Consider the following 26107-nt stretch of genomic DNA (forward strand, 5'->3'; position numbering starts at 1 on the left):
CTTGCCCACGAAGTGTAAAGAAACGGTAATGAGACGCAAGCGATTTGCCGCGCGGACCCGCCGTGCAATGATGAGCGCGCCAGGCGCTCGCACGAGCGCCCACAACCGCATACCGGCCGCTCGAATCCGCGCGGGAGAGTTCCGGGGCACCCTGTGCGCCCGGGCGCCGAAGGAGCAAGCACCTCCCTTGAATCTCTCAGGCCCCGTACCGCGTGGATGAGGCAGATCTGAAAAGCGGGTCGCCCTGTCGCGTCCCCACCCAAGGTGCAAGCCGAGGATGCCCTCGGTGAACCTCTCAGGTTCCATGACAGATGGGGAGGATCGTCCTCACCGTCATGCACGTCGTGCCCTGCACGCCCTGGGACCCGGGAGCCACCCCATGAGCACTGCCCCCCGTCTGACCGCCCTCGATGCGCTGCATCGTTCGCTGGGCGCGACCATGACCGACTTCGCCGGCTGGGACATGCCGCTGCGCTACGCCAGCGAGCGCGACGAGCACAACGCCGTCCGCACCAAGGCCGGCCTCTTCGACCTCTCCCACATGGGCGAGATCACCGTCACGGGCCCGCAGGCCGTGGACCTCCTGGACTACGCCCTCGTCGGCAACATCTCCACCGTGGGCAACGGCCGCGCCCGCTACACGATGATCTGCCAGGAGGACGGCGGCATCCTGGACGACCTGATCGTCTACCGCCTCGGCGAGACCGAGTACATGGTCGTCGCCAACGCCTCCAACGCGCAGGTCGTCCTCGACGCCCTGACCGAGCGCGCCGCCGGCTTCGACGCCGAGGTCCGCGACGACCGCGACGCCTACGCGCTCATCGCCGTCCAGGGCCCCGAGTCCCCCGGCATCCTGAAGTCGCTCACGGACGCCGACCTGGACGGTCTGAAGTACTACGCGGGCCTGCCCGGCACCGTCGCCGGCGTCCCCGCCCTGATCGCCCGCACGGGCTACACCGGCGAGGACGGCTTCGAGCTCTTCCTCAAGCCGGAGCACGCCGAGGGCGTGTGGCAGGCGCTGACCGAGGCGGGTGCGGGCGTCGGCCTCATCCCGTGCGGCCTGTCCTGCCGCGACACGCTCCGCCTGGAGGCGGGCATGCCGCTGTACGGCCACGAGCTGACGACCGCGCTCACCCCCTTCGACGCGGGCCTGGGCCGGGTCGTGAAGTTCGAGAAGACCACGAACGAGGGCCGTTTCGTCGGCCGCGAGGCGCTGGAGAAGGCCGCCGAGCGCGCCGAGGCCGCCCCGCCGCGCAAGCTGGTCGGCCTGGTCGCCGAGGGCCGCCGGGTGCCGCGCGCCGGCATGTCCGTCGTCGCGAACGGCGAGGTCATCGGCGAGATCACCTCCGGCGCACCGTCCCCGACCCTGGGCAAGCCGATCGCCATGGCCTACGTGGACGCCGCTTTCGCCGCTCCGGGCACCGAGGGCGTCGGCGTGGACATCCGCGGCGCCCACGAGCCGTACGAGGTCGTGGCGCTGCCGTTCTACAAGCGCCAGAAGTGATCATGGGGCGCCGGCCCCGTCGGCGCCGGACGTGACGCATTCGTCTCAGGACACGTCTCACCCCGCAAGACCCCCGTACATCAGCACTCCCCCGATCCAGGAGAATCAGCTCATGAGCAACCCCCAGCAGCTGCGTTACAGCAAGGAGCACGAGTGGCTGTCGGCCGTCGAGGACGGCGTCGCCACGGTCGGCATCACCGAGCACGCGGCCAACGCCCTCGGCGACATCGTGTACGTCCAGCTCCCCGAGGTCGGCGCCACCGTGACCGCGGGCGAGGAGTGTGGCGAGCTGGAGTCGACCAAGTCCGTGAGCGAGCTGTACTCCCCGGTGACCGGTGAGGTCGTCGAGGCGAACCAGGACGTCGTGGACGACCCGTCGCTGGTGAACTCCGCTCCGTTCGAGGGCGGCTGGCTGTTCAAGGTGCGCCTCACGGCCGAGCAGGACGACCTGCTCTCCGCCGACGAGTACACCGCCTTCACCGCCGGCTAACCGAGACCCCCAAGGGATCGATTCATGTCGCTTCTGAACACCCCTCTCCACGAGCTGGACCCGGACGTCGCCGCCGCCGTCGACGCCGAGCTCCGCCGCCAGCAGTCCACCCTCGAGATGATCGCCTCGGAGAACTTCGCTCCGGTCGCGGTCATGGAGGCCCAGGGCTCGGTCCTCACCAACAAGTACGCCGAGGGCTACCCGGGCCGCCGCTACTACGGCGGCTGCGAGCACGTCGACGTGGCCGAGCAGATCGCGATCGACCGGATCAAGGACCTGTTCGGCGCCGAGTACGCCAACGTGCAGCCCCACTCCGGCGCCTCCGCCAACCAGGCCGCCCTGTTCGCGATCGCCCAGCCCGGCGACACGATCCTCGGCCTGGACCTGGCGCACGGCGGCCACCTCACCCACGGCATGCGGCTGAACTTCTCCGGCAAGCAGTTCAACGTGGTCGCGTACCACGTGGACGAGGCCGGTCTGGTCGACATGGCCGAGGTCGAGCGCCTCGCCAAGGAGCACCGCCCGAAGGTGATCATCGCGGGCTGGTCGGCCTACCCGCGCCAGCTGGACTTCGCCGAGTTCCGCCGGATCGCCGACGAGGTCGAGGCCTACCTGTGGGTCGACATGGCCCACTTCGCGGGCCTGGTCGCCGCGGGTCTGCACCCGAACCCGGTCGAGTACGCGGACGTGGTCACCTCCACCACGCACAAGACGCTCGGCGGCCCGCGCGGCGGCATCATCCTGGCGAAGAAGGAGTTCGCCAAGAAGCTGAACTCCTCGGTCTTCCCCGGCTTCCAGGGCGGCCCGCTGGAGCACGTGATCGCGGCCAAGGCCGTCTCCTTCAAGGTCGCGGCCTCGGAGGAGTTCAAGGAGCGCCAGGAGCGCACCCTGGAGGGCGCGAAGATCATCGCCGAGCGCCTGGTCCAGGACGACGTCACGCAGCACGGCGTCTCGGTCCTCTCCGGCGGCACCGACGTGCACCTGCTCCTCGTCGACCTGCGGAACTCGGAGCTCGACGGCCAGCAGGCCGAGGACCGCCTCCACGAGGTGGGCATCACGGTCAACCGGAACGCCGTTCCGAACGACCCGCGCCCGCCGATGGTCACCTCCGGCCTGCGCATCGGCACGCCGGCCCTCGCCACCCGCGGCTTCCGGGCCGAGGACTTCCGCGAGGTCGCCGACGTCATCGCCGAGACGCTGAAGCCCGGTTTCGACGCCGAGGCCCTGAAGGCCCGGGTGACGGCACTCGCCGAGAAGCACCCGCTGTACCCCGGCCTGAAGTAATTTCGTACGCTTTAGTTCCAGCGCTCGTTCGTACGAAAGCTCCGGGGCACCGCGCACACTGGACAGTGAGCGCGGTGCCCCACCCCTTTGCCGCCCGACCCGCTCTTCCTGCTGTTCTGCACCACCCCGGCAGACAACGGCGTCTAGCCCCACAAGGAGTCCCCGTGGCCATCTCGGTCTTCGACCTGTTCTCGATCGGCATCGGTCCGTCGAGCTCCCACACGGTGGGCCCGATGCGCGCGGCCCGCATGTTCGCCCGCCGGCTGAAGAACGAGGGCCTGCTCGCCCACACGGCCGCCATACGGGCGGAGCTGTACGGCTCGCTCGGCGCGACCGGCCACGGGCACGGCACCCCGAAGGCCGTCCTGCTCGGCCTGGAGGGCCACTCGCCGCGCACGGTGGACGTGGAGACCGCCGACGACGAGTTCGAGCGGATCAAGGAGAGCGGGCGGATCAACCTGCTCGGCGCCCACGAGATCCCGTTCTCGTTCGACGACGACCTGATCCTGCACCGCCGCAAGGCGCTGCCCTACCACGCCAACGGCATGACGGTCTTCGCGTACGACGCCGAGGGCGCGCTCGTCCTGGAGAAGACCTACTACTCGGTCGGCGGCGGCTTCGTCGTGGACGAGGACGCGGTGGCCGGAGAGAACCCGATCGTGCCTGACGACACGGTCCTGAAGTACCCCTTCCGCACCGGTGACGAGCTGCTCCGCCTCACCAAGGAGACCGGCCTGTCGATCTCCTCGCTGATGCTGGAGAACGAGAAGGCCTGGCGCACCGAGGAGGAGATCCGCACGGGCCTCCTGGAGATCTGGCGGGTCATGCAGGCCTGCGTCTCCCGCGGCATGGCCCGCGAGGGCATCCTGCCGGGCGGCCTCAAGGTCCGCCGCCGTGCCGCCACCTCGGCCCGCAAGCTGCGCTCCGAGGGCGATCCGGCCGCGCACGCGATGGAGTGGATCACCCTCTACGCGATGGCCGTGAACGAGGAGAACGCGGCGGGCGGCCGGGTGGTCACCGCCCCGACGAACGGCGCCGCCGGCATCATCCCCGCGGTCCTGCACTACTACATGAACTTCGTGCCGGGTGCCGACGAGGACGGTGTGGTCCGCTTCCTCCTCGCCGCCGGCGCGATCGGCATGCTCTTCAAGGAGAACGCCTCCATCTCGGGCGCCGAGGTCGGCTGCCAGGGCGAGGTCGGCTCCGCCTGCTCCATGGCGGCCGGCGCCCTCGCCGAGGTCCTGGGCGGCAGCCCGGAGCAGGTCGAGAACGCCGCCGAGATCGGCATGGAGCACAACCTGGGCCTGACCTGCGACCCCGTCGGCGGCCTGGTCCAGATCCCGTGCATCGAGCGCAACGGCATGGCGGCGGTCAAGGCCGTCACGGCCGCGAAGATGTCCATGCGCGGCGACGGCAGCCACCTGGTCTCCCTCGACAAGGTCATCAAGACCATGAAGGACACCGGGGCGGACATGAGCGTGAAGTACAAGGAGACCGCGCGTGGCGGCCTCGCGGTGAACATCATCGAGTGCTGATCGGCCCCTGCCGATCAGTGGTCGTCCCCACTGATCGACTGCCGCTGATCACCGCTGATCACCACTGATCGCGGAACCCGGTCCCCGGGACGGTCGGGGCCTGCTGAGGCCTCGGCTCGTCCCTCAGCAGGGGCACGGGGCCGCGGGGCGCGAAGAGGCCGGGCAGGTCGAGCCGGCCGCCCTTGCGCTCGGCGAGCGTCGCGCCCTGGACCGCCAGGCTCGCGTCCACCGCGCAGTCCCCCGAGCGCACCCCGGTCAGGCAGGCGTCGCGGACCACGCAGACGAGCCCGGAGACCCAGAGGACCAGGCCCAGCTCCACCTCCAGGGTGCCGAGCTTCGCCCCGTCGACGTAGACGTCGACGGTGGGCCGGTGCGTGGAGGTGATCCGGTGGCGCGCGAGCGCCACGACCTCCTCGCTGCCGGGCAGGTCCCGGGTGCGGCGTGCGGCGGCCTTCAGGGCGGAGTGTCCACGCCAGCCGCCGGTCGCGAGGTCGAGCAGATCGAGCCCCAGGAAGTCGTCCACGACCGTCGCCAGCTCGTGCTCGACGGCCCGGTCGGCGGCACGCGTCGTCCGGCCGCGCACCGGGGCGAGCAGCGGCCCCGTCGTGCCGTGGGCCCGCAGCGGGCCGTCGAGGCCCTCCTCCGGCCCCAGCAGGAACGAACGGACGGTCGTCGGTGGCATGGGGGGCGCGGTCGTGGTCATCGCTCCTCCTCGTCGAGGGTCTGCCGGCCGGGGTCCGGGTGCGGGTCGAGCCGGGTGGTGTGGGTGGGGGGCTCACCGGGCGCCCGGTCCTCGGTCAGCTCCGTCGCACCGGTCGCGGGCCGCAGCGCGGTGCTCACGTGCTTGTGCACCCAGCGGGGCCCACGGTGCAGCCGCCCGAAGTACACGAGCGCGGCGGCGGCGAGAGCGAACGCGAGGCCGGAGGTGGATCCGACGACCACACCGACCGGGGTGGCGGAACCACCGCTGCCACCGCCGCCACCGCCGTTGTCGGTGCCGCCGTTGTCCGTACCGCCGTTGTCGGTGCCACCGTTGTCCGTACCGCCGTTGTCGGTGCCACCGTTGTCCGTACCGCCGTTGTCGGTCCCGCCGTCGTCCGTGCCACCGTTGTCGGTCCCACCGTCGTCCGTACCGCCGTTGTCCGTCCCACCGTCGTCCGTACCGCCGTTGTCCGTCCCACCGTCGTCCGTACCGCCGTTGTCCGTCCCACCGTTGTCCGTACCGCCGTTGTCGGTCCCGCCGTTGTCCGTACCGCCGTTGTCGGTCCCACCGCCCTTCGGCGTGACCGTGAACGGGGCGTCGGCGTACTGGTCCGGAGGAGTGGTGCACACCGCCCGCACCGTGCGCGCGCCCTCCTCCGAGCCGTCCGGGACGGTGAACTGGGCGGCGAAGGTGCCGCCGCTGTCGACGGCCGCGGTGGCGAGCTGCTTCTCCTCGTCCCACTGGAGGCGGACGTCCGGGCAGGTGAACCCGGTGCCCTTCGCCTGGACGGTGTCCCCCACGGCGCCCTTCTCCTTGCTGAGGGCGAGCGCCGGGTTCGCGGTGTGCGTCGGCTTCTCGACGACGAAGGGGGCGTCGGCGTAGATGCTCGCGTCAGCGCTGCAGGCGGCCCGGAGGGTGTAGGTGCCCGGTTCGGTGCCCTCCTTGACGGTCGACCGGTAGGAGAAGGAGCCGTCCTGCTTCACGGGGATCCCGGAGCCGAGGGAGGGCCCGTCGACCACGGAGAGGTCGACGGTCTGGGGGGAGCACGCGAAGCCCGAACCCTGGGCGTCGAACGCGTCGCCGACCGCTCCGTGGTCGGGGACGAGCTTGAGCGTCGGGTCCGCCGCAAAGGGGGGAGTGCTGCCACCGCCCGACTGGCCGGTCACCGTGAAGGGGGCCGAGGCGTGTGTCCCCTGGGGCTGGCAGGTCACCGTGACCTGGTGCGAGCCCGGCTGGGCGTCCTTCGGGACCGTGAAGGAACCGTCGAGCTTCTTCGAGTCCGGGTCGAACACGGCGCCCCCGAGACCGGCCGCGTCGAAGGTGACGGTCGCCGTCCCGCACGCCGGGAAGGACCCGTAGATCGTCACGTACTTGCCGGGCGGCCCCTTGGGCGGTTCCAGGGTGATGGAGGCCGCCGCCGCCTGCGGCAACAGCGCCGTCAGGGAAGGGAAGACGACCGGTGCCACGCTGATCGCCGCGCTCAGAAGCACCGCCGTCAGCAATCGACGCACCAGCCGCAGGGCAGTGAACATGAGGGTGAGGGAGGGGGTGGGGGTCACTCCCCATTTTCCTCCCCCGCACGGAACTTCGCTCGCTCGGCACGCCTCGTCACGGAGAGTAGCCGGCACCCACGGGCCGCGGACCCCGTACACAGCGCCGGAAGGACGGTCGGGCACGCGGAGGGGAGGCGGAGGGGACGCGGAGCGTCACCTCGTCACCGTCACCGGGGGCCGGGCGGGCGGCGGCTCACGTACGTACGCGTGGTCGTACGGTTCCGCCCACCCGTGCCCCGGGAAGGGCTCAGGCCTTGTTGAGGTGGGCCCAGAACTCGTCCCAGGAGAGGACGCCGTCGCCGTTGCTGTCGCGCTGCTTGATGAGCGCCTCGGCGACGGTCTCGGTCACGTGGAAGTCGCCCATCTCGGCCATGACGTGCTTGTACTCGGAGGCCGTGATGAAGCCGTCCCCGTCCACGTCGAACTTGTTGAATGCCGTGCGCGCCGATTCGATGTCCGCCACTGCTTCCGCCCCTTCATGGTGCTTCGATGTCGGGGGTCAGATTAGCGGGCGCGCTCATGACGGATGATGGCGGTATGAGCAGCGAGGTGGCACGGATACTGGCGGCGGTTGCGGGCGGGGCGTTCCCTCCGCCGGACGGTTCGACGACGATCGTCCCGCAGCCGAACGGGCGGGACGCGGGGGTGCTGTCGTTCACCGCGCACTCGGTGGTGTTCCTGGACGAGGACCCGGAGTGGATCCGGGCCGAGCTGGCGGCGGCGTCGACGGATCCGCTGGTGGCGAGCATGACCCCGCGGTTCCACGCGGCGCTGATGGCGCGCACGGGGCGGTACGTGAACACGGTCGACCTGATGACGGTCGCGGAGGCCCTGCCGGGCGAGCCGGGGATCGAGCTGCGGGAGATCGCGGATCAGGAGCATCCGCGGGTGGCGCGGGCGTTGAAGTACCGCGACGAGGTCCGGGTGTGGGCGGCGGACGGCGGGGTGCTGATCATGGGCCGGGGCGTGGCGGGCCGTATGGAGGTCGCCGTGGAGGTGGACGAGGACGTACGGCACCGGGGCCTGGGCCGGGCACTGGCGACGGCGGCCCGCCACCTGACCCCGGACCCCGTGGTGTGGGCGCAGAACTCTCCCGGCAACGCCCGCAGCGTCCGCACCTTCCAGGCTGCGGGCTACCGCCCGGTGGGCGCGGAGGTGCTGCTCGTCGCGGGATAGGGCCTGCCCGCCCCTGACCCTCCGGACAGGCCCTGAGGACGCCAGGCCGCCCCGAAGGGACGTCCGGCCGCCTCGGTCCGCCGGTCGGACCGGCGGACCGGCGGACCGGCGGACCGGCGGACCGGCGGACCGGCGGACCGGCGGACGAGGGGTCACCGGAAGATGCCCGTGTGTCCGAGGGAGTAGCGGCCGGGCTGCGGGTAGACCGCCAGGCCGTGGGGGCCGCTGCCGACCGGGATCCGCGCCAGCTGCTTCCCGGTGGCGGTGTCGATCGCGTAGACCTCGGAGTTGTAGCGGCCGGAGAGCCACAGGACCTTGCCGTCGGCGGAGACCCCGCCCATGTCGGGTGATCCGCCGTTGGGGAGCCACCACTTCTTGGTGAGCTTGTCCTGCGCGAAGTCGAAGACGGAGACGGAGCCCTCGCCGCGGTTGGACACGTACATCTCCTGGGAGTCGCGGGAGACGTAGAGGCCGTGGCAGCCCTTGCCGGTGGGCAGGAGCTGCGGGGTGGTGAACTTCTCGCCGTCCAGGACCCACATGCCGTGCGCCATCATGTCGGCGATGTAGAACGTCTTGCCGTCCGGGGAGATCTTCACATCCTGCGGCATGGCGCCCTGGAAGGGCAGCTTCTGCTGGCCGACGACCTCCATCTTCTCGGTGTCGACCTTGAGGAGTTCGCCGGAGAACTCGCAGGAGACGACGAAGTAGCGCCCGTCGGCGGAGAAGTCGGCGTGGTTGACGCCGTAACAACTGACCGGGACGGTCTTCTTCCGCTCCATCGTGTGGGGATCGCGGAAGACGAGTTCGCGGTCGAGCGAGGCCATGACGACCGCGTACTTGCCGTTCGGGGTGAAGTAGAGGTTGTACGGGTCGTGGACCTCGACCGGCTTTCCGGCGACCCCGGTGGCCGGGTCGATGGGGGTGAGCGTGTGGCCGCGGTTGTTGTTGACCCAGAGGGTCTTCAGGTCCCAGGAGGGCACGACGTGCTGCGGCTGGACGCCGACGGGGATGGTCTCGACGACCTTGTAGGTGGCGGGGTCGATGACGCTGACCGTGTTGGAGTTGGTGTTGGGGACGTAGATGCGGGAGGGGAAGTCCTTGACGACCGGCGAGAGTTGGTTGGGCCGGTCGGCCGCGTAGACGTCGTCGCGCCGGAGCAGCGGCGGCATGCCGGGCAGTCCGGCGGGGGCGGCGGCCGGCTTCGGTGCGGCGGGGAGCTCGGCGGCCTTCCTGGTGCCGCCGCCGGTGTCGGCGGGGCGGGGGCTGCCGCAGGCGGCGAGGCCGAGGGCGAGCAGCAGGGCGGCGGCCAGCGTCTTCGTTCGGGGGGCGGGGGTCGGCATCAGGTCAGCAACTCCGTGGTGGTCACCGCGGAGAGGCCGCGGCGGTCGAGGTCGGCGAGGAGGAGGGGCAGCGCGGCAACGGTGTCCGGGTAGCCGAAGTGGAGGCTGACGACCGATCCGTTGCGGATGCTCCCGGTGACGTGGGCGACGACGGCGGCGGGTCCGGGTGACGTGAAGTCGAGGGAGTCGACGTCGTACGAGAGGACGTGCGGGTATCCGGCGCGGGCGGCGGCGAGGCGGACGGCCTCGACGGCGTGCCGGCCGCGGGAAGGCCTGAACCAGGTCCCGATGGACCCGGTGAGCCGGCGCAGCCGGCGGGCGCAGGCCTCGATCTCGGCGTAGGCCTCGGACTCGCCCATCGCGTTGACGTCGAGGTGGCGCTGGGTGTGGTTGCCGAGGTCGTGGCCGCCGTCGAGGACGCGGCGGGCCAGCTCGGGGTGCCGGTCGAGCCAGTCGCCGACGGCGAGGACGGTGACGCGGGCGCCGTGCCGTTCGGCCTGGTCGAGGAGGGCGCGGGCGACGGCGGGATCGCCCTGGCCGTGGAAGGTGAGGGCGACGCGGGGCCGGTCGCGGGGGCCATTGGCGATCTCGACGGGCAGGCCGGGCCAGCGGCGGGGGGCGGGGGCGGCGACGGGTGCGGCGGGGGCGGGGCCCTGGGGCCGGGGCGCGGGGCGGGGCTCCGTCCCGCAGCCGGTGGCGAGGGCCCCCGCGAGGGCGGTGGCCGCGCCGGCCCGGAGGGCACCGCGGCGGTCGGTCGGCATCACGGGACCATTTAAGGGCGGGTAAGCCGGAAAGATAACGATTGGGCCGATTCAGGACGTTTGCGGGTCGCCTCCCCGCGTCCACTATGCGGACGACGCAGGGAAACACCCAATGAACCCCATATTTATTCATGCTTTACAAGGTGGGTGCTCTAGGTCACCAACGATTCATCGGTAAACTGTCCGCATTTGTCCGACTCTGCCCCAGTAGGGACTTTTGGCGGGAAGGCCACCTGTCTGCCATAGTCGGAGACACGACCCCCATTGACCCGGGCCAGGTCGTCCAAGCGGCCGTGGATACACCCCCCTATTCCACGGCGCATCACACGGAAGCCCCCAGCGCCCCACCACGGCGAACGGGGGCTTTCGTGCGTCCGGGACGCCCGCCCCCGCTCAGCGGTCGCTGACCCGCATCTCGAACCAGGTCGTCTTGCCGCGGGGGGCCAGATCGACGCCCCAGCGGTCGGAGAGCTTGTCGACGAGGAAGAGGCCGCGGCCGCTGGTGTCGAGCTCGTGGACCGGCATCAGGCAGGGCAGGCCGCGGGAGGGGTCGCGGACCTCGACGCGGATCCAGCCGCGGCGCCGCACCATCCGGAGGGCGAAGACCCGGGCGCCCGTGTGGCGGACGGCGTTGCCGACGAGTTCGGAGACGAGCAGCACCGCGTGCTCGGCGATCTGGGGGGTGAGCGCCCAATGGCGCAGGACGACCCACTGGGTGAGCCGGCGGGCGACCGCGGCGGACTCGGGACGGGACGGCAGCCTGACGTCCTCCTCCGCCGGGTTCCCGTACAAGTGCAGTGCTTCCGCGGCCTGTTCGTCCTCGGCGGCCGGTACCCACCGTGCGGCGGTCGCACCGCCGCGCTGCCGCGGTTGATCCATACCCTCCAGGCCCGCCATGCCCCCCATCATGGCCGCACGGAGCGGGGCGCGGGGCCGTTCCGGGGGATTCGCCCCCCGGAATCGACAATTCCACGAGGCTGCCTCCGGCGTGTGCCGAAGTCAGGCAGCGTTCGTCAGAAATGCACGGATCTCAAACGAACTTGGCCTTGCCCGGGCCCTCCTCCACGAAGCTGCGCATGCCGCGCTCGCGGTCCTCGGTGGCGAACAGGCCGGCGAACCAGTTGCGCTCGATGGCGAGGCCCGTGTCGATGTCCGCCTCCAGACCCTGGTCGATCGCCTCCTTCGCGGCGCGCAGCGCGATGGCCGGGCCCTGCGCGAGCTTGGCGGCCCAGGCGTGGGCCTGCTCGTAGATCTCGGCGGCCGGGACGACCCGGTCGACCAGACCGAGCTGGAGGGCCTCGTCGGCCTTCACCATGCGGCCGGTGAAGATGAGGTCCTTCGCCTTGGAGGGGCCCACGAGGCGGGACAGGCGCTGTGTGCCGCCGGCGCCCGGGATGAGGCCGAGCAGGATCTCGGGCTGGCCCAGCTTGGCGTTGTCCGCGGCGATCCGGTAGTCGGCGCACAGCGCGAGCTCGCAGCCGCCGCCCAGGGCGTAGCCGGTGACGGCCGCGACGACCGGCTTGGGGATGCGGGCGATCGCGGTGAAGGAGTCCTGGAGCGCGCGGGACCGCTTGATCATGGCCGCGTGGTCCATGACCTGCATCTCCTTGATGTCCGCGCCGGCCGCGAACACCTTCTCGCCGCCGTAGAGGATCACGGCGCGCACGTCGTCGCGGTCGGTCGCCTCCTGGGCCAGCTCGCGCAGCCGGTCCTGGGTGGCGATGTCCAGGGCGTTCATCGGGGGGCGGTCGAGGCGGATCGTGCCGACGCCTTCGGCGACTTCGAGGTTCACAGTCATGCCCGAAGGTTAGCCGCCGTTAACGACGCGGGCCCCGGTGCCGTTGGTCACAGCACCGGGGCCCGCGTCGAAGGAGGTGACGCCTCGGAGGGTGTTACGCCTTCCACTCCGACCAGGACATGTTCCAGCCGTTGAGGCCGTTGTCCGGCTGGATCTGCTTGTCCTTCGAGTTCTTCACGATGACGACGTCACCGATCAGCGAGTGGTCGTAGAACCAGGCCGCCGGCGTCGAGCTGTCCCCGGCGCCGCGCGAGTCGCGCAGACCGACGCAGCCGTGGCTGACGTTGGCGGAGCCGAACGTCGAGGAGGAGGCCCAGTAGTTGCCGTGCACGAACGTGCCCGACGTGGACAGGCGCATGGCGTGCGGCACGTCCTTGATGTCGTACTCGCCGCCGAAGCCCACCGTGGCCCCGTTCATGCGGGTCACCTTGTACTTCTCGCTGATGACCATCTGACCGTTGTACGTGGTCGTGGACGGCGCGCCCGCGGTGATCGGCAGGGTCTTGATGACGGCGCCGTCACGCTCGATCTTCATCGTGTGCGCGGAGGCGTCCACCGTGGAGACCTGGCGGCGGCCGATGGTGAAGGTGAAGGTCTTCTTCTGCTTGCCGTAGACGCCGGGGCGCCCCTCGACGCCGTCCAGGTTGAGCTTGACGGTCACCTTGGTGCCCGCGGCCCAGTACTCCTTCGGCCGGAAGTCGAGCCGGTCGTTGCCGAACCAGTGGCCCTCGATCTCCACGGCCGGCTCCGCCGTCACCTTGATGGCGTGCTCGACGGCCTCCGGGTTGGTGATGCCGCGGGTGAAGTTGATGGAGACCGGCATGCCGACGCCGACGGTCTCGCCGTTCTCCGGCTTGTAGTGGCCGACGAAGGTGTTCTTCGGCGTGAGGGTGGAGAAGGTGGTGTCCTTCGCCGACTCACGGCCTTCGGCGTCCTTGGCGATCGCGTGCACCTTGTACTGGGTGCTCGCGGCCAGGTGGCCGAGCGGCTCCCAGCTGCTGCCGTCGGCGGCCATCTTGCCCTCGACGGCGTTGCCCTCGGTGTCGGCGACCGTGACCGTGGTCAGCTTGCCCTGCTCGGCGGTCACCTTCAGGGCGCCGCTGGTGGCGACCGCGTCGGCGCCGTCCTTCGGGGCGATCGTCACGACGGCCTGCGAGGCCGCGATCTCCTGCTTCCCGCCCGCGCCGCCGGAGTCCTGGCCCCCCTTGGCCTCACCGCCGGTGCCACCGCCCCCGCACGCGGTCAGGACGAGGAGCAGCGTCCCCGTCGCCAGCGCCCCCAGGCGTGCGCCACGGCGGCGTCGTCCGGTGGTCGTCCCGGATATCGGCTGCCCGTTCACTATGCTCTTCTCCCCTCGCACGACCCGGCACTGCCTGGGCCCCACCCCCGTGCGCATCCTCTCGCGCACACGGCGTTAGATAATCACACCGCAGGACACGAAAGTTCCTCGTGAATGTCACCGTTCAGTCCCAGTTGACGTGATACGGAGGACGAACACGCGGCCCGCGGGCCGCCGAGGGCCTCAGGTCAACGCGGAGCCGGCCTTCCAACGGCTCCATTCCATGTTCCAGCCGCCCAGCCCGTTGCCCGGGTCGACCTGCTTGTCGCGCGAGTTCACGACCTCGATGACGTCGCCGATGAGGGTCCGGTCGAAGAACCAGCCGGCCGGGGTGTCCGAGCCGCCGCCCTTCACGTCCCTCAGCCCGACGCAGCCGTGGCTGACGTTGGCCGAGCCGAAGGTCGAGGCCGCGGCCCAGTAGTTGCCGTGCAGGAAGGTGCCGGAATCGGTGAGCCGCATCGCGTGCGGCACGTCCTTGATGTCGTACTCGCCGCCGAAGCCGACGGTCCGTCCGTCCATCCGCGTCACGTCGTACATCTCGGTGACCACCATCTTGCCGTTGTAGGTGGTGGTCTTCGGCGCCCCGGCCGTGACGGGCAGCGTGGTGAGCACCTCGCCGCCCCGGCGGATCTCCATCGTGTGCTTCTCGGCGTCGACGAGGGAGACCTGCGAGCGGCCCACCGTGAAGCCGACCGTCTTGCGCTGGGTCCCGTAGACGCCCGGTGCGCCCTCGACGTCCCGCAGCGCGAGCTCGACGGTGACCTGGGTGCCGGGCCGCCAGTACGCGGCGGGGCGGAAGTCGAGCCGGTCCTTGCCGAACCAGTGGCCGACGACCTCCACCGGCGGCCGCGAGGTGATCCGGATGGCCCGCTCGACCTCCGCCCGGTTCTCGATCTCGCGGTTGAAGGAGAAGGAGACGATCATCCCGGTGCCGACCGTGGAGCGGTTCTCCGGTTTGAAGTAGCCGATGAAGCGGTGCTCGGGGACGACGGTCGTGAACGTGGTGTGCCGGGCCGAGCGGCGGCCGTGTCCGTCGAGCGCGACGGCGTCCACGCTGTACTTGGCGGCGAGCGCGAGCCGGGTGCCGGAGCGGGGCCGCCAGCGCAGGCCGTCCGTGGAGATCTCCCCCGCGACCTCGGTCCGCTGCGCGTCCTCCACCTGGACGACTCTCACCCGTTCCAGGCGCCCGCTGTCCACCGCGATCTCCACGGGGCCGTCGGCGGACACCCCGCGGCTGCCGTCCTCCGGGCTCACCCGGATCACGTCGCCGGGTGCCCTCGCCTTGCCCGGCAGGGGGAGGCCCGCTCCCCCGCCGCCGTCCGATCCGGTGCAGCCCGTGAGGCCCGCGAGGAGGGCCGCGACGGCGAACGCGTACCCCGCCCGCTTCAGTACAAGTGTCACGCTCAGCCCAACGACGGCCACCCTCCAGGGGAAACGTGCGTGCGGTGCATGTTGGGAGCACGGCCGTGCGGGCAGAACAGGTGGGAGGACCACGTGCGGGGAGCCGCGGCCGGGACGCCGGGCTCCGTGACACGTGGGAGAGCCGCGGGAGGCCGGGACGGTGTCGAGCGCAGCCGAGCAGGAGGCGGTACGTGAGCATGCCCGCGCCCCGGAGGGGCGGCCGGGCCGGGTGGTGTGGCCGGGGGCGCCGACGCCGCTCGGCGCGCGGTGCCGGGTCGGGCCCGACGGGGTCGCGGGCACCAACTTCGCGCTGTGGGCGGGCGGGGCGGAGGCGGTGGAGCTGTGCCTGTTCGACCCCGACGGCACCGAGACCCGCCTGGAGCTGACCGAACTCACGCACGAGATCTGGCACGGCTTCGTGCCCGGCGTCGGCCCCGGGCAGCGCTACGGCTACCGGGTGCACGGGCGCTGGGACCCGTGGACCGGGGCCCGCTGGAACCCGGCGAAGCTGCTCCTCGACCCGTACGCGCGGGCCGTCGACGGCGACTTCTCGCTGCCGCCCGAGGTGTACGGGCACGTCCGTGACTGGCCGCAGCAGCACGTCGCGGACACCGTCCGCGACGAGCGGGACTCGGCCCCGCACGTGCCCAAGGGGGTGGTCGTCCAGGACGACGACGACTGGTCGGACGACCGCCGCCCCAAGACGCCCTGGCCCGACTCGGTCATCTACGAGCTGCACGTCAAGGGCTTCACCCGGCTCCACCCCGGCATCCCCGAGCACCTGCGCGGCACCTACGCGGGGCTCGCGCACCCCGCGGCGATCGAGCACCTCGTACGGCTCGGGGTGACCGCGGTCGAGCTGCTGCCGGTGCACCAGTTCGCCCACGAGGACCACCTGCTGCGGCGGGGCCTCACCAACTACTGGGGCTACAACTCGATCGGCTACTTCGCCCCGCACGCCGGCTACTCGTCGAGCGGGACGGCCGGCCAGCAGGTCGGCGAGTTCAAGCGGATGGTGCGGGCGCTGCACGCGGCCGGCATCGAGGTCATCCTCGACGTGGTCTACAACCACACGGCGGAGGCCGGCGAGCTCGGCCCCACGCTGTCCCTGAAGGGCATCGACAACCGCGGCTACTACCGCCTCCAGTCCGACGCCCGCCGCTACGCCGACTACACCGGCTGCGGCAACACCCTGCACGTGGTGCAGCCCCAGGTCCTCCGCCTCATCACCGACTCACTGCGCTACTGGGTGACCGAGATGGGCGTGGACGGCTTCCGCTTCGACCTGGCGGCGGCCCTCGCCCGCTCCTTCCACGACGTGGACATGCTCTCCCCCTTCCTCGCCGTCATCGCCCAGGACCCGGTGCTGCGCCGGGTCAAGCTCATCGCCGAGCCGTGGGACGTCGGCAACGGCGGCTACCAGGTGGGCTCCTTCCCGCCGCTGTGGACCGAGTGGAACGACCGCTACCGCGACGCCGTACGGGACTTCTGGCGCGGCGCCCTGCCCGACGTGCGGGACCTCGGCTACCGGCTGTCCGGCTCCAGCGACCTGTACGCGTGGGGCGGGCGGCGCCCGTACGCCTCCGTCAACTTCGTCACCGCCCACGACGGCTTCACGCTGCGCGACCTCGTCACGTACGAGCGCAAGCACAACGAGGCCAACGGCGAGGGCAACCGGGACGGCACCCACGACAACCGCTCCTGGAACTGCGGCGCCGAGGGCGAGACCGACGACCCGGCCGTCACCGCCCTGCGCCGCCGGCAGCTGCGCAACCTCATCACCACCCTGCTCCTGTCGACCGGCGTGCCGATGCTCGTCGCCGGCGACGAGATGGGCCGCACGCAGGGCGGGAACAACAACGCCTACTGTCAGGACAACGAGATCGGCTGGCTGGACTGGACGCTCCCCGAGGATCCCGGCCGCGGCCAGCTCCTGGCGCTCACCCGCCGCCTCCTCGCCCTGCGCCACCGGCACCCCGTGCTGCGCCGCCGCGCCTTCTTCTCCGGCCGCGCGCAGGCGGACGGGCTGCGCGACCTGGCCTGGTTCACCGCCGGGGGCACCGAGATGACCGAACACGACTGGTACGCCCCCGCCGCCACGCTCGGCCTCTACCTGTCGGGCCGCGACATACCGGGCCGCGACGCCCGCGGCGAGCAGGTCGCCGACGACAGCTTCCTCGCCGTGCTGCACGCGGGCCACCGCCCGGTGGACTTCCGGCTGCCCGGCCCGCCGTGGGCGGAGTCGTACGAACTGGTCGTCGACACCGCCCGGGAGGACCAGTCCCAGCCACCCGGCACGGTGCACCCGGGCGGCGGGACGATCACGGTCGCGGCGCGGTCGGTGGTGCTGCTGCGGGTGGGGGGCTAGCGGGAGGCCCGGGCAGCGCGTCGTGCTCCGGGGCGGGCCGGGCCGAGGTTCCGCACGGCGCGCGGGTCCCGCCGGGGCTGCTGACGAGCGGCGCCGGCCCGCCGCCGGCCCCGGGACCGCCGAGGTCCCTCCGCGCCGCGCCGCCGGCCTCGCCCGGGGGGCGGCGGTCCGGCGGCGGCCGGAAAACCATGTGAGCGATGTCAGGGGTGAACCCTAGGCTCGGGCCTGATGCCTTCAGAACACACACCCCCCGGAACCCCGCCCGCCCGCTCGGCCGTGCGCTCGCTGCTGCGCCTGTGGCCGTACGTCCGCCCGGTGCGCGCACGCCTGTTCACCGCGGCCGTCGTCGCGACCGTCGCGTCCTGTCTGTCGCTGGTCATCCCGCTCGTCCTCAAGTGGCTGGTCGACGGACCGGTCACGGACGGCGACACCACGGGGGTGTGGCTCGGCGCGCTGTACCTGCTGCTGCTCGGGATCGCGGAGGCGGTGCTCTTCGGCTTCCGGCGCTGGCTGGTGGCCCGGCCCCTCGCCGGGGTCGAGGCGGAGATGCGGGGCGCCCTGTACGGCCGGCTGCAGCGGCTGCCGATCGCCTTCCACGACCGGTGGGCTTCCGGCCAGCTGCTGTCGCGCGGCACCACGGACCTGATGATGGTCCGGATGTTCCTGGCCTTCCCCCTGACCTTCCTGCTGGTCAACGGCGTGACGATCCTGGCCGGTTACCTGGTGCTGCTCGCCCAGGACTGGACGCTGGGCCTGGTGCTGCTGACGCCGGTGGCGCCGATGGTGATCCTCTGCTCGGCCTTCGAGCGGCGGTACGCGGTGGTCGCGCGGAGGGCGCAGGACCAGGTGGGCGATCTGACGACGGTCGTCGAGGAGAGCGTGCTCGGCATCCGGATCGTCAAGGGCTTCGGCCGGCACCGCAGTCAGGCGGAGGCGTTCCGGACGCTGGCGGAGCGGCTGCGTGCCACCGAGCTGGGCAAGGCGAAGCTGCTCGCCGGGATCTGGGCGCTCATCACGCTGCTGCCCGAGGTGGCCGTCGGCGCCGCACTGGTGATCGGCACCGTGCAGGTCGCCGACGGGGACCTGTCCGCGGGCACGCTGGTGGCGTTCCTGTCGACGGCGCTCGCGCTGCGCTGGCCGGTGGAGTCGATCGGCTTCCTGCTGGCGATGAGCCAGGAGGCGGCGACGGCGACCGAACGGTACTTCGAGGTCATGGACGCGGTGGAGGAGACGGATCCGGACGCCCCGGACGAGCCCCGCGCCGACCCGGTCGCCGACGGGGTCCGGTTCGAGAACGTCTCCTTCCGCTTCCCGGACGCGCCCGCGGACGCCCCGCCGGTGCTCGACGGGGTGAACCTGCACATCCGGCCCGGCGAGACGATGGCTTTGGTCGGCGGCACCGGTTCGGGCAAGACCACGCTCACCGCGCTCGTACCGCGGCTGCACGAGGCGACCGGCGGACGGATCCTCCTCGACGGCGAGGACATCACGCTCATGACGCGGGAGCGGCTGCGGACGCTGGTGGCGGTGGCGTTCGAGGAGCCGACCCTGTTCTCGGCGAGCGTCGGCGAGAACGTCCTGATGGGGGCGGGCCCGGACGCCGCCGGGCCGGAGCTGCGGCGCGCGCTCGCCGTCGCCCAGGCGGACGGCTTCGTGGACCGGCTCCCGGACGGCGCCGCGACCGAGGTGGGCGAGCAGGGCCTGAGCTTGTCGGGCGGGCAGCGGCAGCGGCTCGCGCTGGCCCGCGCCGTCGTCGGGAACCCGCGCTTCCTGGTCCTGGACGACCCGCTGTCGGCGCTCGACGTGCACACCGAGGCCCGGGTCGAGGCGGCCCTCCGCGAGGTGCTGCGCGGCACGACGGCCCTGGTGGTGGCCCACCGCCCGTCGACGGTGCTGCTCGCCGACCGCGTCGCCCTGCTGTCGGGCGGCCGCGTCACGGCCGTCGGCACCCACCACGAACTGCTGGGCAGCAGCGCCGAGTACGCGTGGCTGATGTCCGGCGAGACGGAGCACGAGGGGACACGATGACGGACTCGACCACGGACACCCGGGAGGCCGCCGATCCGCACCCGGTGACGGCGGACCCCGGTGGCGACCCCTTCGACCAGGACGACCTGCCCGCCGCCCCTGGGGCCACCGGCCGGCTGCTGCGGTCGCTGCTCGCCGCGCACCGGGCGCGGGTCGTGGTGGCCGCGGTGGTGCTGCTCGTCCAGCAGGCGGCGCTGCAGGCGGGGCCGTTGCTGGTGGCGTACGCGATCGACCGGGGGGTGCCGGCCTTCCGCGACGGGGACCACGGGCCGCTCGTCGCGGTGGCACTCGGGTATCTGGCGTGCGCGGCGGGCGGTGCCCTGCTGCAGTACGCGTTCATCCGGGTCGCGGCCCGGGTCAACCAGGCCGTGCTGCTGGACCTGCGCGGCCGGATCTTCCGGCACGCGCAGGTCCTCAGCGTCGACTTCCACGAGCGCTACACCTCCGGGCGGCTGATCTCCCGGTCCACCACCGACGTGGAGTCGCTGCGGGAGCTGCTCAACGAGGGGCTCCAGGAGCTGGTCGTGGTGGTGCTCTCGTTCGTGTCGATCTCGGCGACGCTGCTCTGGCTCGACCTGGGCATCGGTGCGGTCGCGGTGGCCTCCTTCGGGCCGCTGTACCTGCTCGTACGGCTCTACCGGCGCCGCTCGGCCCTGGTCTTCGCGGCGCGCTCCACGGCGATCGCCGGGGTGATCGTGAAGTTCGCGGAGACGATGAACGGGATCCGGCCGGTGCGGGCGTTCCGCCGGGAGCGGGCCAACGACGCCGAGTTCGCCGTGCTCAACGAGCGGCACGCGCGCAGCAACGGCGACGCGCTCCTGGAGATGGCCCGCTACGTGGTCGGCTCCCGGCTCGTCGCCAACACCGCCGTGGCCGGCATGTGTCTGTGGGGCGCGTGGCGGGTGGCGGACGACAGCCTGGAGCTCGGCGTGCTCGCGGCGGCCGTGCTGTACGTGCGGCGGCTGTACGACCCGATCGACCGGCTCGGCATGTTCCTCAACTCGTACGAGTCGGCCGCCGCCTCGCTCACCAAGATCGCCGGGCTGCTCGCCCAGGAGCCGGGCGTCCCCGAGGCGGCGGCGCCGCGGGAGCTGCCCGCGCGGACCGGCACGCCGGGGCGCGCGGTGGTGTTCGACGGGGTCCGCTTCGCGTACCGGACGGGCGGCGAGGTGCTGCCGCGCTTCGACCTGACGATCCCGGCCGGCCAGACGGTCGCCGTGGTCGGGGCGACGGGTGCGGGCAAGTCGACGCTCGCGAAGCTGCTCGCCCGGTTCTACGACCCGACGGAGGGCCGGGTCCTGCTCGACGGGGTCGATCTGCGCGACCTCGCCACGCCGGAGCTGCGGCGGGGCGTGGTGATGGTGACGCAGGAGGCGTTCCTGTTCTCGGGGTCGGTCGCGGAGAACATCGCGATCGGGCGGCCGGAGGCGAGCCGCGCGGAGATCGAGCAGGCCGCCAAGGCGATCGGAGCGCACGAGTTCATCGCGGGCCTGCCGGACGGCTACGACACGGACGTCCGCAAGCGCGGCGGCCGGATCTCGGCGGGTCAGCGTCAACTGGTGGCGTTCGCCAGGGCGCTGCTGGCCGATCCGGCGGTGCTGATCCTGGACGAGGCGACCAGCTCGCTCGACGTGCCGGGCGAGCGGGCGGTGCAGCGGGCGATGGACACGGTGCTCGCGGGCCGTACGGCGGTGGTGATCGCGCACCGGCTGTCCACGGTCGAGGTCGCCGACCGGGTCCTGGTGATGGAGGCCGGCCGGGTGGTGGAGGACGGCTCCCCCGCCGAACTGGTCGGCGGCCAGGGGCGCTACGCAGGTCTGCACCGGGCCTGGCGGGACAGCCTGGTCGGTTGAGCCGCGCCCCGCGGCCTCCGCCCGCCCGGGCGGGCGGAGGCCGCGGGGGTTCGGTCGCCCGAGCGGCCCCGGCAGAGGATCTCCTGGGGCCGCCGGCGGTGCCGAGGAGCATCGTGGACCGCCGCGGCGCGGCCCCGGCGTGATCCGGAGGACGGGCCCCGGGCGCTGCGATCCGGTCGAGATCGAGGACGGGGCGAGTGACCTCTTCTCGCGTCGACCCGCCCTTCCGGAAGGCTCGTTCGGTGCGGGGCGAGGGCCTTCCGCGCCCCTCGCCCGCCCCCGGGTGGTCCCGCTCGTCGAACACCTTCCGTCTCACGGAGTGGAAGGCCGCGTGCGGATCGTCCTCGTGGGGCACGGCGCGGTGCCATCCGGATGCTCCCGTGCGGTGACGCCGGCCGCGGGCTGCGACAGCAACATCGTTCCGATTACTGAAACGTCCGCTTAACGAACAGCGACGCACGGGCAACGAACGATTTCCGGCCAAGTTGTTGACGCGCTCCTGACAGGTGACGGTCTCAGCTGCCACTCTCTCCCCCGGCTCTTCGCAACAACGTTCACCGCTTCACCCGTTCGTGCTCCACAGCTCTGCTTGCTCTGCCCGGGCGGCCTCACCCAGCCCCCCGGTACCCCCCTCGCAAAAGGAGTCTGCGTGAGATCCACGCCCAGCCGCCGTGCCACCGCGACCGGCGCCCTGATCGCTGCCGCCGCCATGATCGCCGTCGGCGTCCAGACCGGCACCGCCACCGCCGACCAGTTCGGCGCCGCCCCCACGGCGCAGGCCGCTTCCAAGGCCAACCCCGGCAAGCTGCCGGCGGACCTCTCCCCCGCCCAGCGCGCCGCGCTGATCAAGGCCGCCCAGGCGGACACCGCCGCCACGGCGAAGCAGCTCGGCCTCGGCGCCCAGGAGAAGCTGGTCGTCCGCGACGTCGTCCAGGACCGCGACGGCACGACCCACACGCGCTACGAGCGCACCTTCGCGGGCCTGCCCGTCCTCGGCGGTGACCTGATCGTCGCCGAGACCAAGGCCGGAGCCACCACCTCCGTCGCCAAGGCCACGCGTGCCGACATCACCAAGGTGGACACCCAGGCCACCCTCGCGCCGGCCGCCGCCGAGAAGCAGGCGCTCGGCCGCGCGAACGCCGAGGGCTCCAAGGCCGCCAAGGCCGACCGCGCCCCGCGCAAGGTCGTGTGGGCCGCCAACGGCACCCCCGTCCTCGCGTACGAGACGGTCGTCGGCGGCATCCAGCACGACGGCACCCCGAGCGAGCTGCACGTCGTCACGGACGCCAAGACCGGCGCCAAGCTCTACGAGTGGCAGGCCATCGAGACCGGCATCGGCAACACGATGTACAGCGGCCAGGTCACCCTGGGCACCGCCCCGTCGTACACGCTGACGGACACCGGCCGCGGCAACCACAAGACGTACAACCTCAACGGCGGTACGTCCGGCACCGGCACGCTGTTCACCAACAGCACGGACACCTGGGGCAACGGCCTGCCCTCCAACAAGGAGACGGCCGGCGCCGACGCCCACTACGGCGCCGCACTCACCTGGGACTACTACAAGAACGTGCACGGCCGCAGCGGTATCCGCGGCGACGGTGTCGGGGCGTACTCCCGGGTCCACTACGGCAACGCGTACGTGAACGCCTTCTGGTCGGACTCCTGCTTCTGCATGACCTACGGCGACGGCTCGAACAACAGCAAGCCGCTCACGTCCATCGACGTGGCCGCGCACGAGATGACGCACGGCGTCACCTCCAACACCGCGGGCCTGGTCTACAGCGGCGAGTCCGGCGGCCTCAACGAGGCCACCTCGGACATCTTCGCGGCGGCCGTCGAGTTCTACGCCAACAACGCCAGCGACAAGGGTGACTACCTGGTCGGCGAGAAGATCGACATCCGCGGCAACGGCACCCCGCTGCGCTACATGGACAAGCCGAGCAAGGACGGCTCGTCCAAGGACTCCTGGTACTCGGGCATCGGCTCGATCGACGTCCACTACTCCTCGGGCCCGGCGAACCACTGGTACTACCTGCTCTCCGAGGGCAGCGGCGCCAAGACCGTCAACGGCGTGAACTACGACTCGCCGACCTCCGACGGTCTGCCCGTCACCGGCATCGGCCGGGACAAGGCCTCGCTGATCTGGTTCAAGGCGCTCACCACCAAGTTCAACTCGAACACCAACTACGCCGGCGCCCGCACGGGCACCGTCGCGGCGGCCACCGAGCTGTACGGCGCGGGCAGCGCCGAGGTGACGGCCGTCGAGAACGCCTGGGCCGCCATCAACGTCGGCTCCCGCCCCGGCGGCCCCGGCGGCGGCACGGTGTTCACCAACGACGCCGACGTCTCCATCCCGGACAACAGCACCGCGGTGACCTCGTCGCTGACCGTCTCCGGCATCACCGGCAACGCCCCGAGCAACCTCTCCGTCGGTGTGAACATCGTCCACACCTACATCGGTGACCTCGTCGTCGACCTGATCGCCCCCGACGGCTCGGTCTACAACCTGCACAACCGCTCCGGCGGCAGCGCGGACAACATCAACCAGACCTACACCGTGAACGCCTCCTCCGAGGTCGCCAACGGCGTCTGGAAGCTCCGCGTCCAGGACAAGGCCGCGATCGACACCGGCTACATCAACAGCTTCAAGCTGACCTTCCCGTAAGGGTCGGGCCACGCCGGAAGTGAAGTGAACTGACGGACGCCCGGAGGGAACGTTCCCTCCGGGCGTCCGCGCGTCTGCGTAGGGTGGGCTGATGATCAGGGTGCTCCTTGCGGACGACGAGGCGATGATCCGGGCCGGGGTGAAGGCGATCCTCGCCACCGACCCCGGGATCGAGGTGGTCGCCGAGGCCGGCGACGGACACGAGGCCGTGGAGTGCGCGCGGCTCCACCGGCCCGACGTCGTCCTCCTCGACATCCGCATGCCCCGGCTCGACGGACTCGGCGCGGCCGAGGAGCTGCGCCGGGCGGTGCCCTCGGCGGCGCTCGTGGTGCTCACCACCTTCTCCGAGGACGCGTACATCGAACGGGCGCTGGGCTGCGGGGTCAGCGGCTTCCTGCTGAAGTCGGGCGATCCGCGGGAGCTGATCGCCGGGGTGCGGGCGGTCGCCGAGGGCGCCGCCTTCCTGTCCCCCGTGGTCGCCCGCCGGGTCATCGACACCCTCGGCGGCGCGCGCTTCACCAGGGCCGCCGACGCGCGGACCCGGCTCGCCCCGCTCACCGGACGCGAGCGCGAGGTGGTGGCCCTGGTCGGCGCGGGCCTGTCCAACCAGGAGATCGCCGAGCGGCTCCACGTGGTCGAGGCCACGGTCAAGGCGCACGTGAGCGCGGTCCTGGGCCGGGTCGGGCTGCGCAACCGGGTGCAGCTGGCGATCCTCGCGTACGAGGCCGGGCTGGTCCCCGATGAGTGACACGACCCGCGAGCGGGCGTTCGACGTCCTGCTGTGGCTGCTGCTGTGCGTGCCCGTGCTGCTCAGGTCCGATGCGAACGACGGCGGTTCGTGGACGCAGGTGGCGGTGGGCGTGGCGCTGCTCGCGGTGGGGGTGGCGCTCGGCAGGCGGTGGCCGGTGGCGCCGCTGGCCCTCGCCGTCGCGGTCTCGCTGGTGCACGGCGCGGAGCTGTTCACGCCCTCGTACGTGCTCGCCCTGGTCGCCTTCGGCTATCTCGCCGGGCGCCGGGAGGAGCGGACCCGGCCGGCCCTGTGGCTGTTCGGCGCGGTGCCGGTGGCGGGGCTCGTCCTCGTCCTGGTGACCGGTGGGACGCCGGCGCACTGGTTCGCCCTGCTGCTGTCGCTGGCCCTCGCCGTGGTCGCGCCCTGGTTGATCGGGCGGTACATGCGGCAGTACGACCGGCTGGTGCGCAGCGGCTGGCAGCTGGCCGACCGGATGGAGCGCGAGCAGGCGGCGGTCGCGGACCGCGAGCGGCTGCGCGAGCGGTCCCGGATCGCGGGCGACATGCACGACTCGCTCGGCCACGACCTGGCCCTGCTGGCGCTGCGGGCGGGCGCGCTCGAACTCGACCCGGCGCTCGGCGCCGAGCAGCAGCGGGCGGCGGGCGAGCTGCGCCGGGCGGCGGCGGACGCGACCGCCCGGCTGCGGGACATCATCGGGGTGCTCCGCGAGGGTGACGACGAGGCGCCGGTGGCGCCGCCGGACGAGACGGTGGCCGAGCTGGTGGCCCGGGCCCGGGAGTCCGGTCTGGCGGTGACGCTCGCGGACGCGGCGGAGCCGCCCTCGGAGATGGCCGCCCGGGCGCTGCACCGCGTGGTGCAGGAGGGCCTGACGAACGCGGCCAAGCACGCGCCCGGCGCGCCGGTGGCGGTCGTGGTCGAGAGGGACGCGGGCACGGTGCGGGTCCGGATCACCAACGGGCCGGGCCTCGACGCGGAGCAGCCCGCGGCGCGGTCCGCGCGGGGGGACGGGGGGTCCGCCACGACCTCGCCCTCGGGTCTGGCGTCCGGCGGGGCCGGTCTGGTCGGACTCGACGAGCGGGTGCGGCTCGCGGGCGGTTCGCTGCGGCACCGGATCACCACCGAGGGGGGCTTCGTGCTGTCCGCCGTGCTGCCGCTGCGGCCGCCCGCGCCGCGTGCCGCCGCGCCGCGGTCGGCGCGCGAACTGGACCTGGCCCGCCGACAGGTACGGCAGGGGCTGGCGCGGGCGATCTGGATCCCCCTGGCGCTGCTCGCGGCGCTCGGGGTGCTGATGGCGGGGGTCGCCCTGTACACCCAGCACCAGACGTACCTGGAGCCGGAGGACTACGCCCGGATCCGGATCGGCCAGACCCGCGCCGAGGTCGCCGAGCACCTGCCGGACCGGCATCTCGACGGGCGTCCGCATCGGGTGCCGGCCGAGCCGCCGGGCATGGACGAGTGTCTGTACTACCGCTCGACCATGCTCGCGGCGATCCCGGTGTACCGGCTCTGCTACGTGGACGGGCGGCTGGCCGGAAGGGCGGAGCTGGGCTGAGGG

The 26107-nt window shown here is 72.2% G+C and carries 20 protein-coding genes and 1 riboswitch; of the genes, 11 read left to right on the forward strand and 9 right to left on the reverse strand.

Annotated elements, in window-relative coordinates:
* The first annotated feature begins 121 nt into the window (after positions 1 to 121).
* Positions 122 to 221: riboswitch (glycine riboswitch) on the forward strand.
* Positions 222 to 379: 158 nt separating this feature from the next.
* The 4 genes from gcvT to AB0M16_RS03005 all read left to right on the forward strand — a co-directional run bounded on the left by gcvT (position 380) and on the right by AB0M16_RS03005 (position 4813).
* The gene (gene gcvT / locus AB0M16_RS02990; RefSeq protein ID WP_365338067.1) at positions 380 to 1504 is read left to right on the forward strand and encodes a glycine cleavage system aminomethyltransferase GcvT; all 1125 of its coding nucleotides are present in this window, start codon (positions 380 to 382) and stop codon (positions 1502 to 1504) included.
* A gap of 112 nt (positions 1505 to 1616) precedes the next feature.
* Entirely contained in the window at positions 1617 to 1994 is a 378-nt protein-coding gene (gcvH, locus tag AB0M16_RS02995) for a glycine cleavage system protein GcvH (protein WP_365338069.1), read from the forward strand.
* A 24-nt stretch (positions 1995 to 2018) separates the two neighbouring features.
* Entirely contained in the window at positions 2019 to 3278 is a 1260-nt protein-coding gene (gene glyA, locus AB0M16_RS03000) for a serine hydroxymethyltransferase (RefSeq protein WP_365338071.1), read from the forward strand.
* Between the two features lie 164 nt (positions 3279 to 3442).
* Positions 3443 to 4813: an L-serine ammonia-lyase gene (locus tag AB0M16_RS03005; RefSeq protein WP_365338073.1), complete on the forward strand. Its 1371-nt coding sequence runs from the start codon at positions 3443 to 3445 to the stop codon at positions 4811 to 4813.
* Between the two features lie 58 nt (positions 4814 to 4871).
* Here AB0M16_RS03005 and AB0M16_RS03010 read toward each other — a convergent pair whose 3' ends face one another.
* The 3 genes from AB0M16_RS03010 to AB0M16_RS03020 all read right to left on the reverse strand — a co-directional run bounded on the left by AB0M16_RS03010 (position 4872) and on the right by AB0M16_RS03020 (position 7532).
* Positions 4872 to 5516 carry a hypothetical protein gene (locus tag AB0M16_RS03010; RefSeq protein WP_365338075.1) on the reverse strand — a complete coding sequence of 215 codons (645 nt, stop codon included), beginning with the start codon at positions 5514 to 5516 and terminating at the stop codon, positions 4872 to 4874.
* Positions 5513 to 7075: a hypothetical protein gene (locus AB0M16_RS03015; RefSeq protein WP_365338077.1), complete on the reverse strand. Its 1563-nt coding sequence runs from the start codon at positions 7073 to 7075 to the stop codon at positions 5513 to 5515. The genes AB0M16_RS03010 and AB0M16_RS03015 overlap by 4 nt, the downstream gene beginning before the upstream one ends.
* A gap of 241 nt (positions 7076 to 7316) precedes the next feature.
* Positions 7317 to 7532, reverse strand: a complete 216-nt coding sequence (locus tag AB0M16_RS03020) for an EF-hand domain-containing protein (protein WP_365338079.1) — start codon at positions 7530 to 7532, stop codon at positions 7317 to 7319.
* Positions 7533 to 7606: 74 nt separating this feature from the next.
* Between AB0M16_RS03020 and AB0M16_RS03025 the strand changes: the two genes are divergently transcribed.
* On the forward strand, positions 7607 to 8245 hold the full coding sequence (locus AB0M16_RS03025) for a GNAT family N-acetyltransferase (RefSeq protein WP_365338081.1): 639 nt from the start codon (positions 7607 to 7609) through the stop codon (positions 8243 to 8245).
* 152 nt (positions 8246 to 8397) lie between these two features.
* Here the strand turns inward: AB0M16_RS03025 and AB0M16_RS03030 are convergent, their stop codons facing one another.
* From AB0M16_RS03030 to AB0M16_RS03055, 6 genes are all read right to left on the reverse strand, one after another.
* Complete coding sequence (locus tag AB0M16_RS03030) at positions 8398 to 9585, reverse strand: hypothetical protein (protein WP_365338083.1); 1188 nt, start codon at positions 9583 to 9585, stop codon at positions 8398 to 8400.
* Positions 9585 to 10346, reverse strand: a complete 762-nt coding sequence (locus tag AB0M16_RS03035) for a polysaccharide deacetylase family protein (RefSeq protein WP_365338085.1) — start codon at positions 10344 to 10346, stop codon at positions 9585 to 9587. The genes AB0M16_RS03030 and AB0M16_RS03035 overlap by 1 nt, the downstream gene beginning before the upstream one ends.
* Positions 10347 to 10739: 393 nt before the next feature.
* Positions 10740 to 11243 (reverse strand): ATP-binding protein, encoded by a 504-nt coding sequence (locus AB0M16_RS03040; protein WP_365338087.1) that lies wholly within the window; start codon positions 11241 to 11243, stop codon positions 10740 to 10742.
* A 133-nt stretch (positions 11244 to 11376) separates the two neighbouring features.
* Complete coding sequence (locus tag AB0M16_RS03045; RefSeq protein ID WP_365338089.1) at positions 11377 to 12144, reverse strand: enoyl-CoA hydratase-related protein; 768 nt, start codon at positions 12142 to 12144, stop codon at positions 11377 to 11379.
* A gap of 94 nt (positions 12145 to 12238) precedes the next feature.
* Positions 12239 to 13483, reverse strand: coding sequence for an Ig-like domain-containing protein (locus AB0M16_RS03050; protein WP_365338091.1), 1245 nt, complete (start codon positions 13481 to 13483; stop codon positions 12239 to 12241).
* Positions 13484 to 13666: 183 nt separating this feature from the next.
* Positions 13667 to 14884 carry an Ig-like domain-containing protein gene (locus tag AB0M16_RS03055; protein ID WP_365338093.1) on the reverse strand — a complete coding sequence of 406 codons (1218 nt, stop codon included), beginning with the start codon at positions 14882 to 14884 and terminating at the stop codon, positions 13667 to 13669.
* Between the two features lie 229 nt (positions 14885 to 15113).
* Here AB0M16_RS03055 and glgX point away from each other — a divergent pair, with 229 nt between their 5' ends.
* The 6 genes from glgX (at position 15114) to AB0M16_RS03085 (ending at position 26104) form a co-directional block, all read left to right on the forward strand.
* Positions 15114 to 17252 (forward strand): glycogen debranching protein GlgX, encoded by a 2139-nt coding sequence (gene glgX / locus AB0M16_RS03060; RefSeq protein ID WP_365338729.1) that lies wholly within the window; start codon positions 15114 to 15116, stop codon positions 17250 to 17252.
* A 228-nt stretch (positions 17253 to 17480) separates the two neighbouring features.
* On the forward strand, positions 17481 to 19280 hold the full coding sequence (locus AB0M16_RS03065) for an ABC transporter ATP-binding protein (protein WP_365338095.1): 1800 nt from the start codon (positions 17481 to 17483) through the stop codon (positions 19278 to 19280).
* Positions 19277 to 21133, forward strand: coding sequence for an ABC transporter ATP-binding protein (locus AB0M16_RS03070; protein ID WP_365338097.1), 1857 nt, complete (start codon positions 19277 to 19279; stop codon positions 21131 to 21133). Before AB0M16_RS03065 ends, AB0M16_RS03070 begins: the two co-directional genes overlap by 4 nt.
* A 649-nt stretch (positions 21134 to 21782) precedes the next feature.
* Positions 21783 to 23801 carry a M4 family metallopeptidase gene (locus tag AB0M16_RS03075; protein ID WP_365338099.1) on the forward strand — a complete coding sequence of 673 codons (2019 nt, stop codon included), beginning with the start codon at positions 21783 to 21785 and terminating at the stop codon, positions 23799 to 23801.
* A gap of 91 nt (positions 23802 to 23892) precedes the next feature.
* On the forward strand, positions 23893 to 24549 hold the full coding sequence (locus AB0M16_RS03080; RefSeq protein ID WP_365338101.1) for a response regulator transcription factor: 657 nt from the start codon (positions 23893 to 23895) through the stop codon (positions 24547 to 24549).
* Positions 24542 to 26104, forward strand: coding sequence for a histidine kinase (locus AB0M16_RS03085; protein WP_365338103.1), 1563 nt, complete (start codon positions 24542 to 24544; stop codon positions 26102 to 26104). The genes AB0M16_RS03080 and AB0M16_RS03085 overlap by 8 nt, the downstream gene beginning before the upstream one ends.
* Positions 26105 to 26107: the final 3 nt, after the last annotated feature.

The organism is Streptomyces sp. NPDC051921 (assembly GCF_040680975.1).
In the GTDB taxonomy this organism is placed as follows: domain Bacteria; phylum Actinomycetota; class Actinomycetes; order Streptomycetales; family Streptomycetaceae; genus Streptomyces.

Excerpts from the sequence above, each read along its gene's own strand:
- gcvT (WP_365338067.1), top strand. The coding sequence starts at position 380 with ATGAGCACTGCCCCCCGTCTGACCGCCCTCGATGCGCTGCATCGTTCG.
- gcvH (WP_365338069.1), top strand. The coding sequence starts at position 1,617 with ATGAGCAACCCCCAGCAGCTGCGTTACAGCAAGGAGCACGAGTGGCTG.
- glyA (WP_365338071.1), top strand. The coding sequence starts at position 2,019 with ATGTCGCTTCTGAACACCCCTCTCCACGAGCTGGACCCGGACGTCGCC.
- AB0M16_RS03010 (WP_365338075.1), bottom strand. The coding sequence starts at position 5,516 with ATGACCACGACCGCGCCCCCCATGCCACCGACGACCGTCCGTTCGTTC.
- AB0M16_RS03025 (WP_365338081.1), top strand. The coding sequence starts at position 7,607 with ATGAGCAGCGAGGTGGCACGGATACTGGCGGCGGTTGCGGGCGGGGCG.
- AB0M16_RS03030 (WP_365338083.1), bottom strand. The coding sequence starts at position 9,585 with ATGCCGACCCCCGCCCCCCGAACGAAGACGCTGGCCGCCGCCCTGCTG.
- AB0M16_RS03035 (WP_365338085.1), bottom strand. The coding sequence starts at position 10,346 with ATGCCGACCGACCGCCGCGGTGCCCTCCGGGCCGGCGCGGCCACCGCC.
- AB0M16_RS03040 (WP_365338087.1), bottom strand. The coding sequence starts at position 11,243 with ATGGCGGGCCTGGAGGGTATGGATCAACCGCGGCAGCGCGGCGGTGCG.
- AB0M16_RS03045 (WP_365338089.1), bottom strand. The coding sequence starts at position 12,144 with ATGACTGTGAACCTCGAAGTCGCCGAAGGCGTCGGCACGATCCGCCTC.
- AB0M16_RS03065 (WP_365338095.1), top strand. The coding sequence starts at position 17,481 with ATGCCTTCAGAACACACACCCCCCGGAACCCCGCCCGCCCGCTCGGCC.
- AB0M16_RS03070 (WP_365338097.1), top strand. The coding sequence starts at position 19,277 with ATGACGGACTCGACCACGGACACCCGGGAGGCCGCCGATCCGCACCCG.
- AB0M16_RS03080 (WP_365338101.1), top strand. The coding sequence starts at position 23,893 with ATGATCAGGGTGCTCCTTGCGGACGACGAGGCGATGATCCGGGCCGGG.
- AB0M16_RS03085 (WP_365338103.1), top strand. The coding sequence starts at position 24,542 with ATGAGTGACACGACCCGCGAGCGGGCGTTCGACGTCCTGCTGTGGCTG.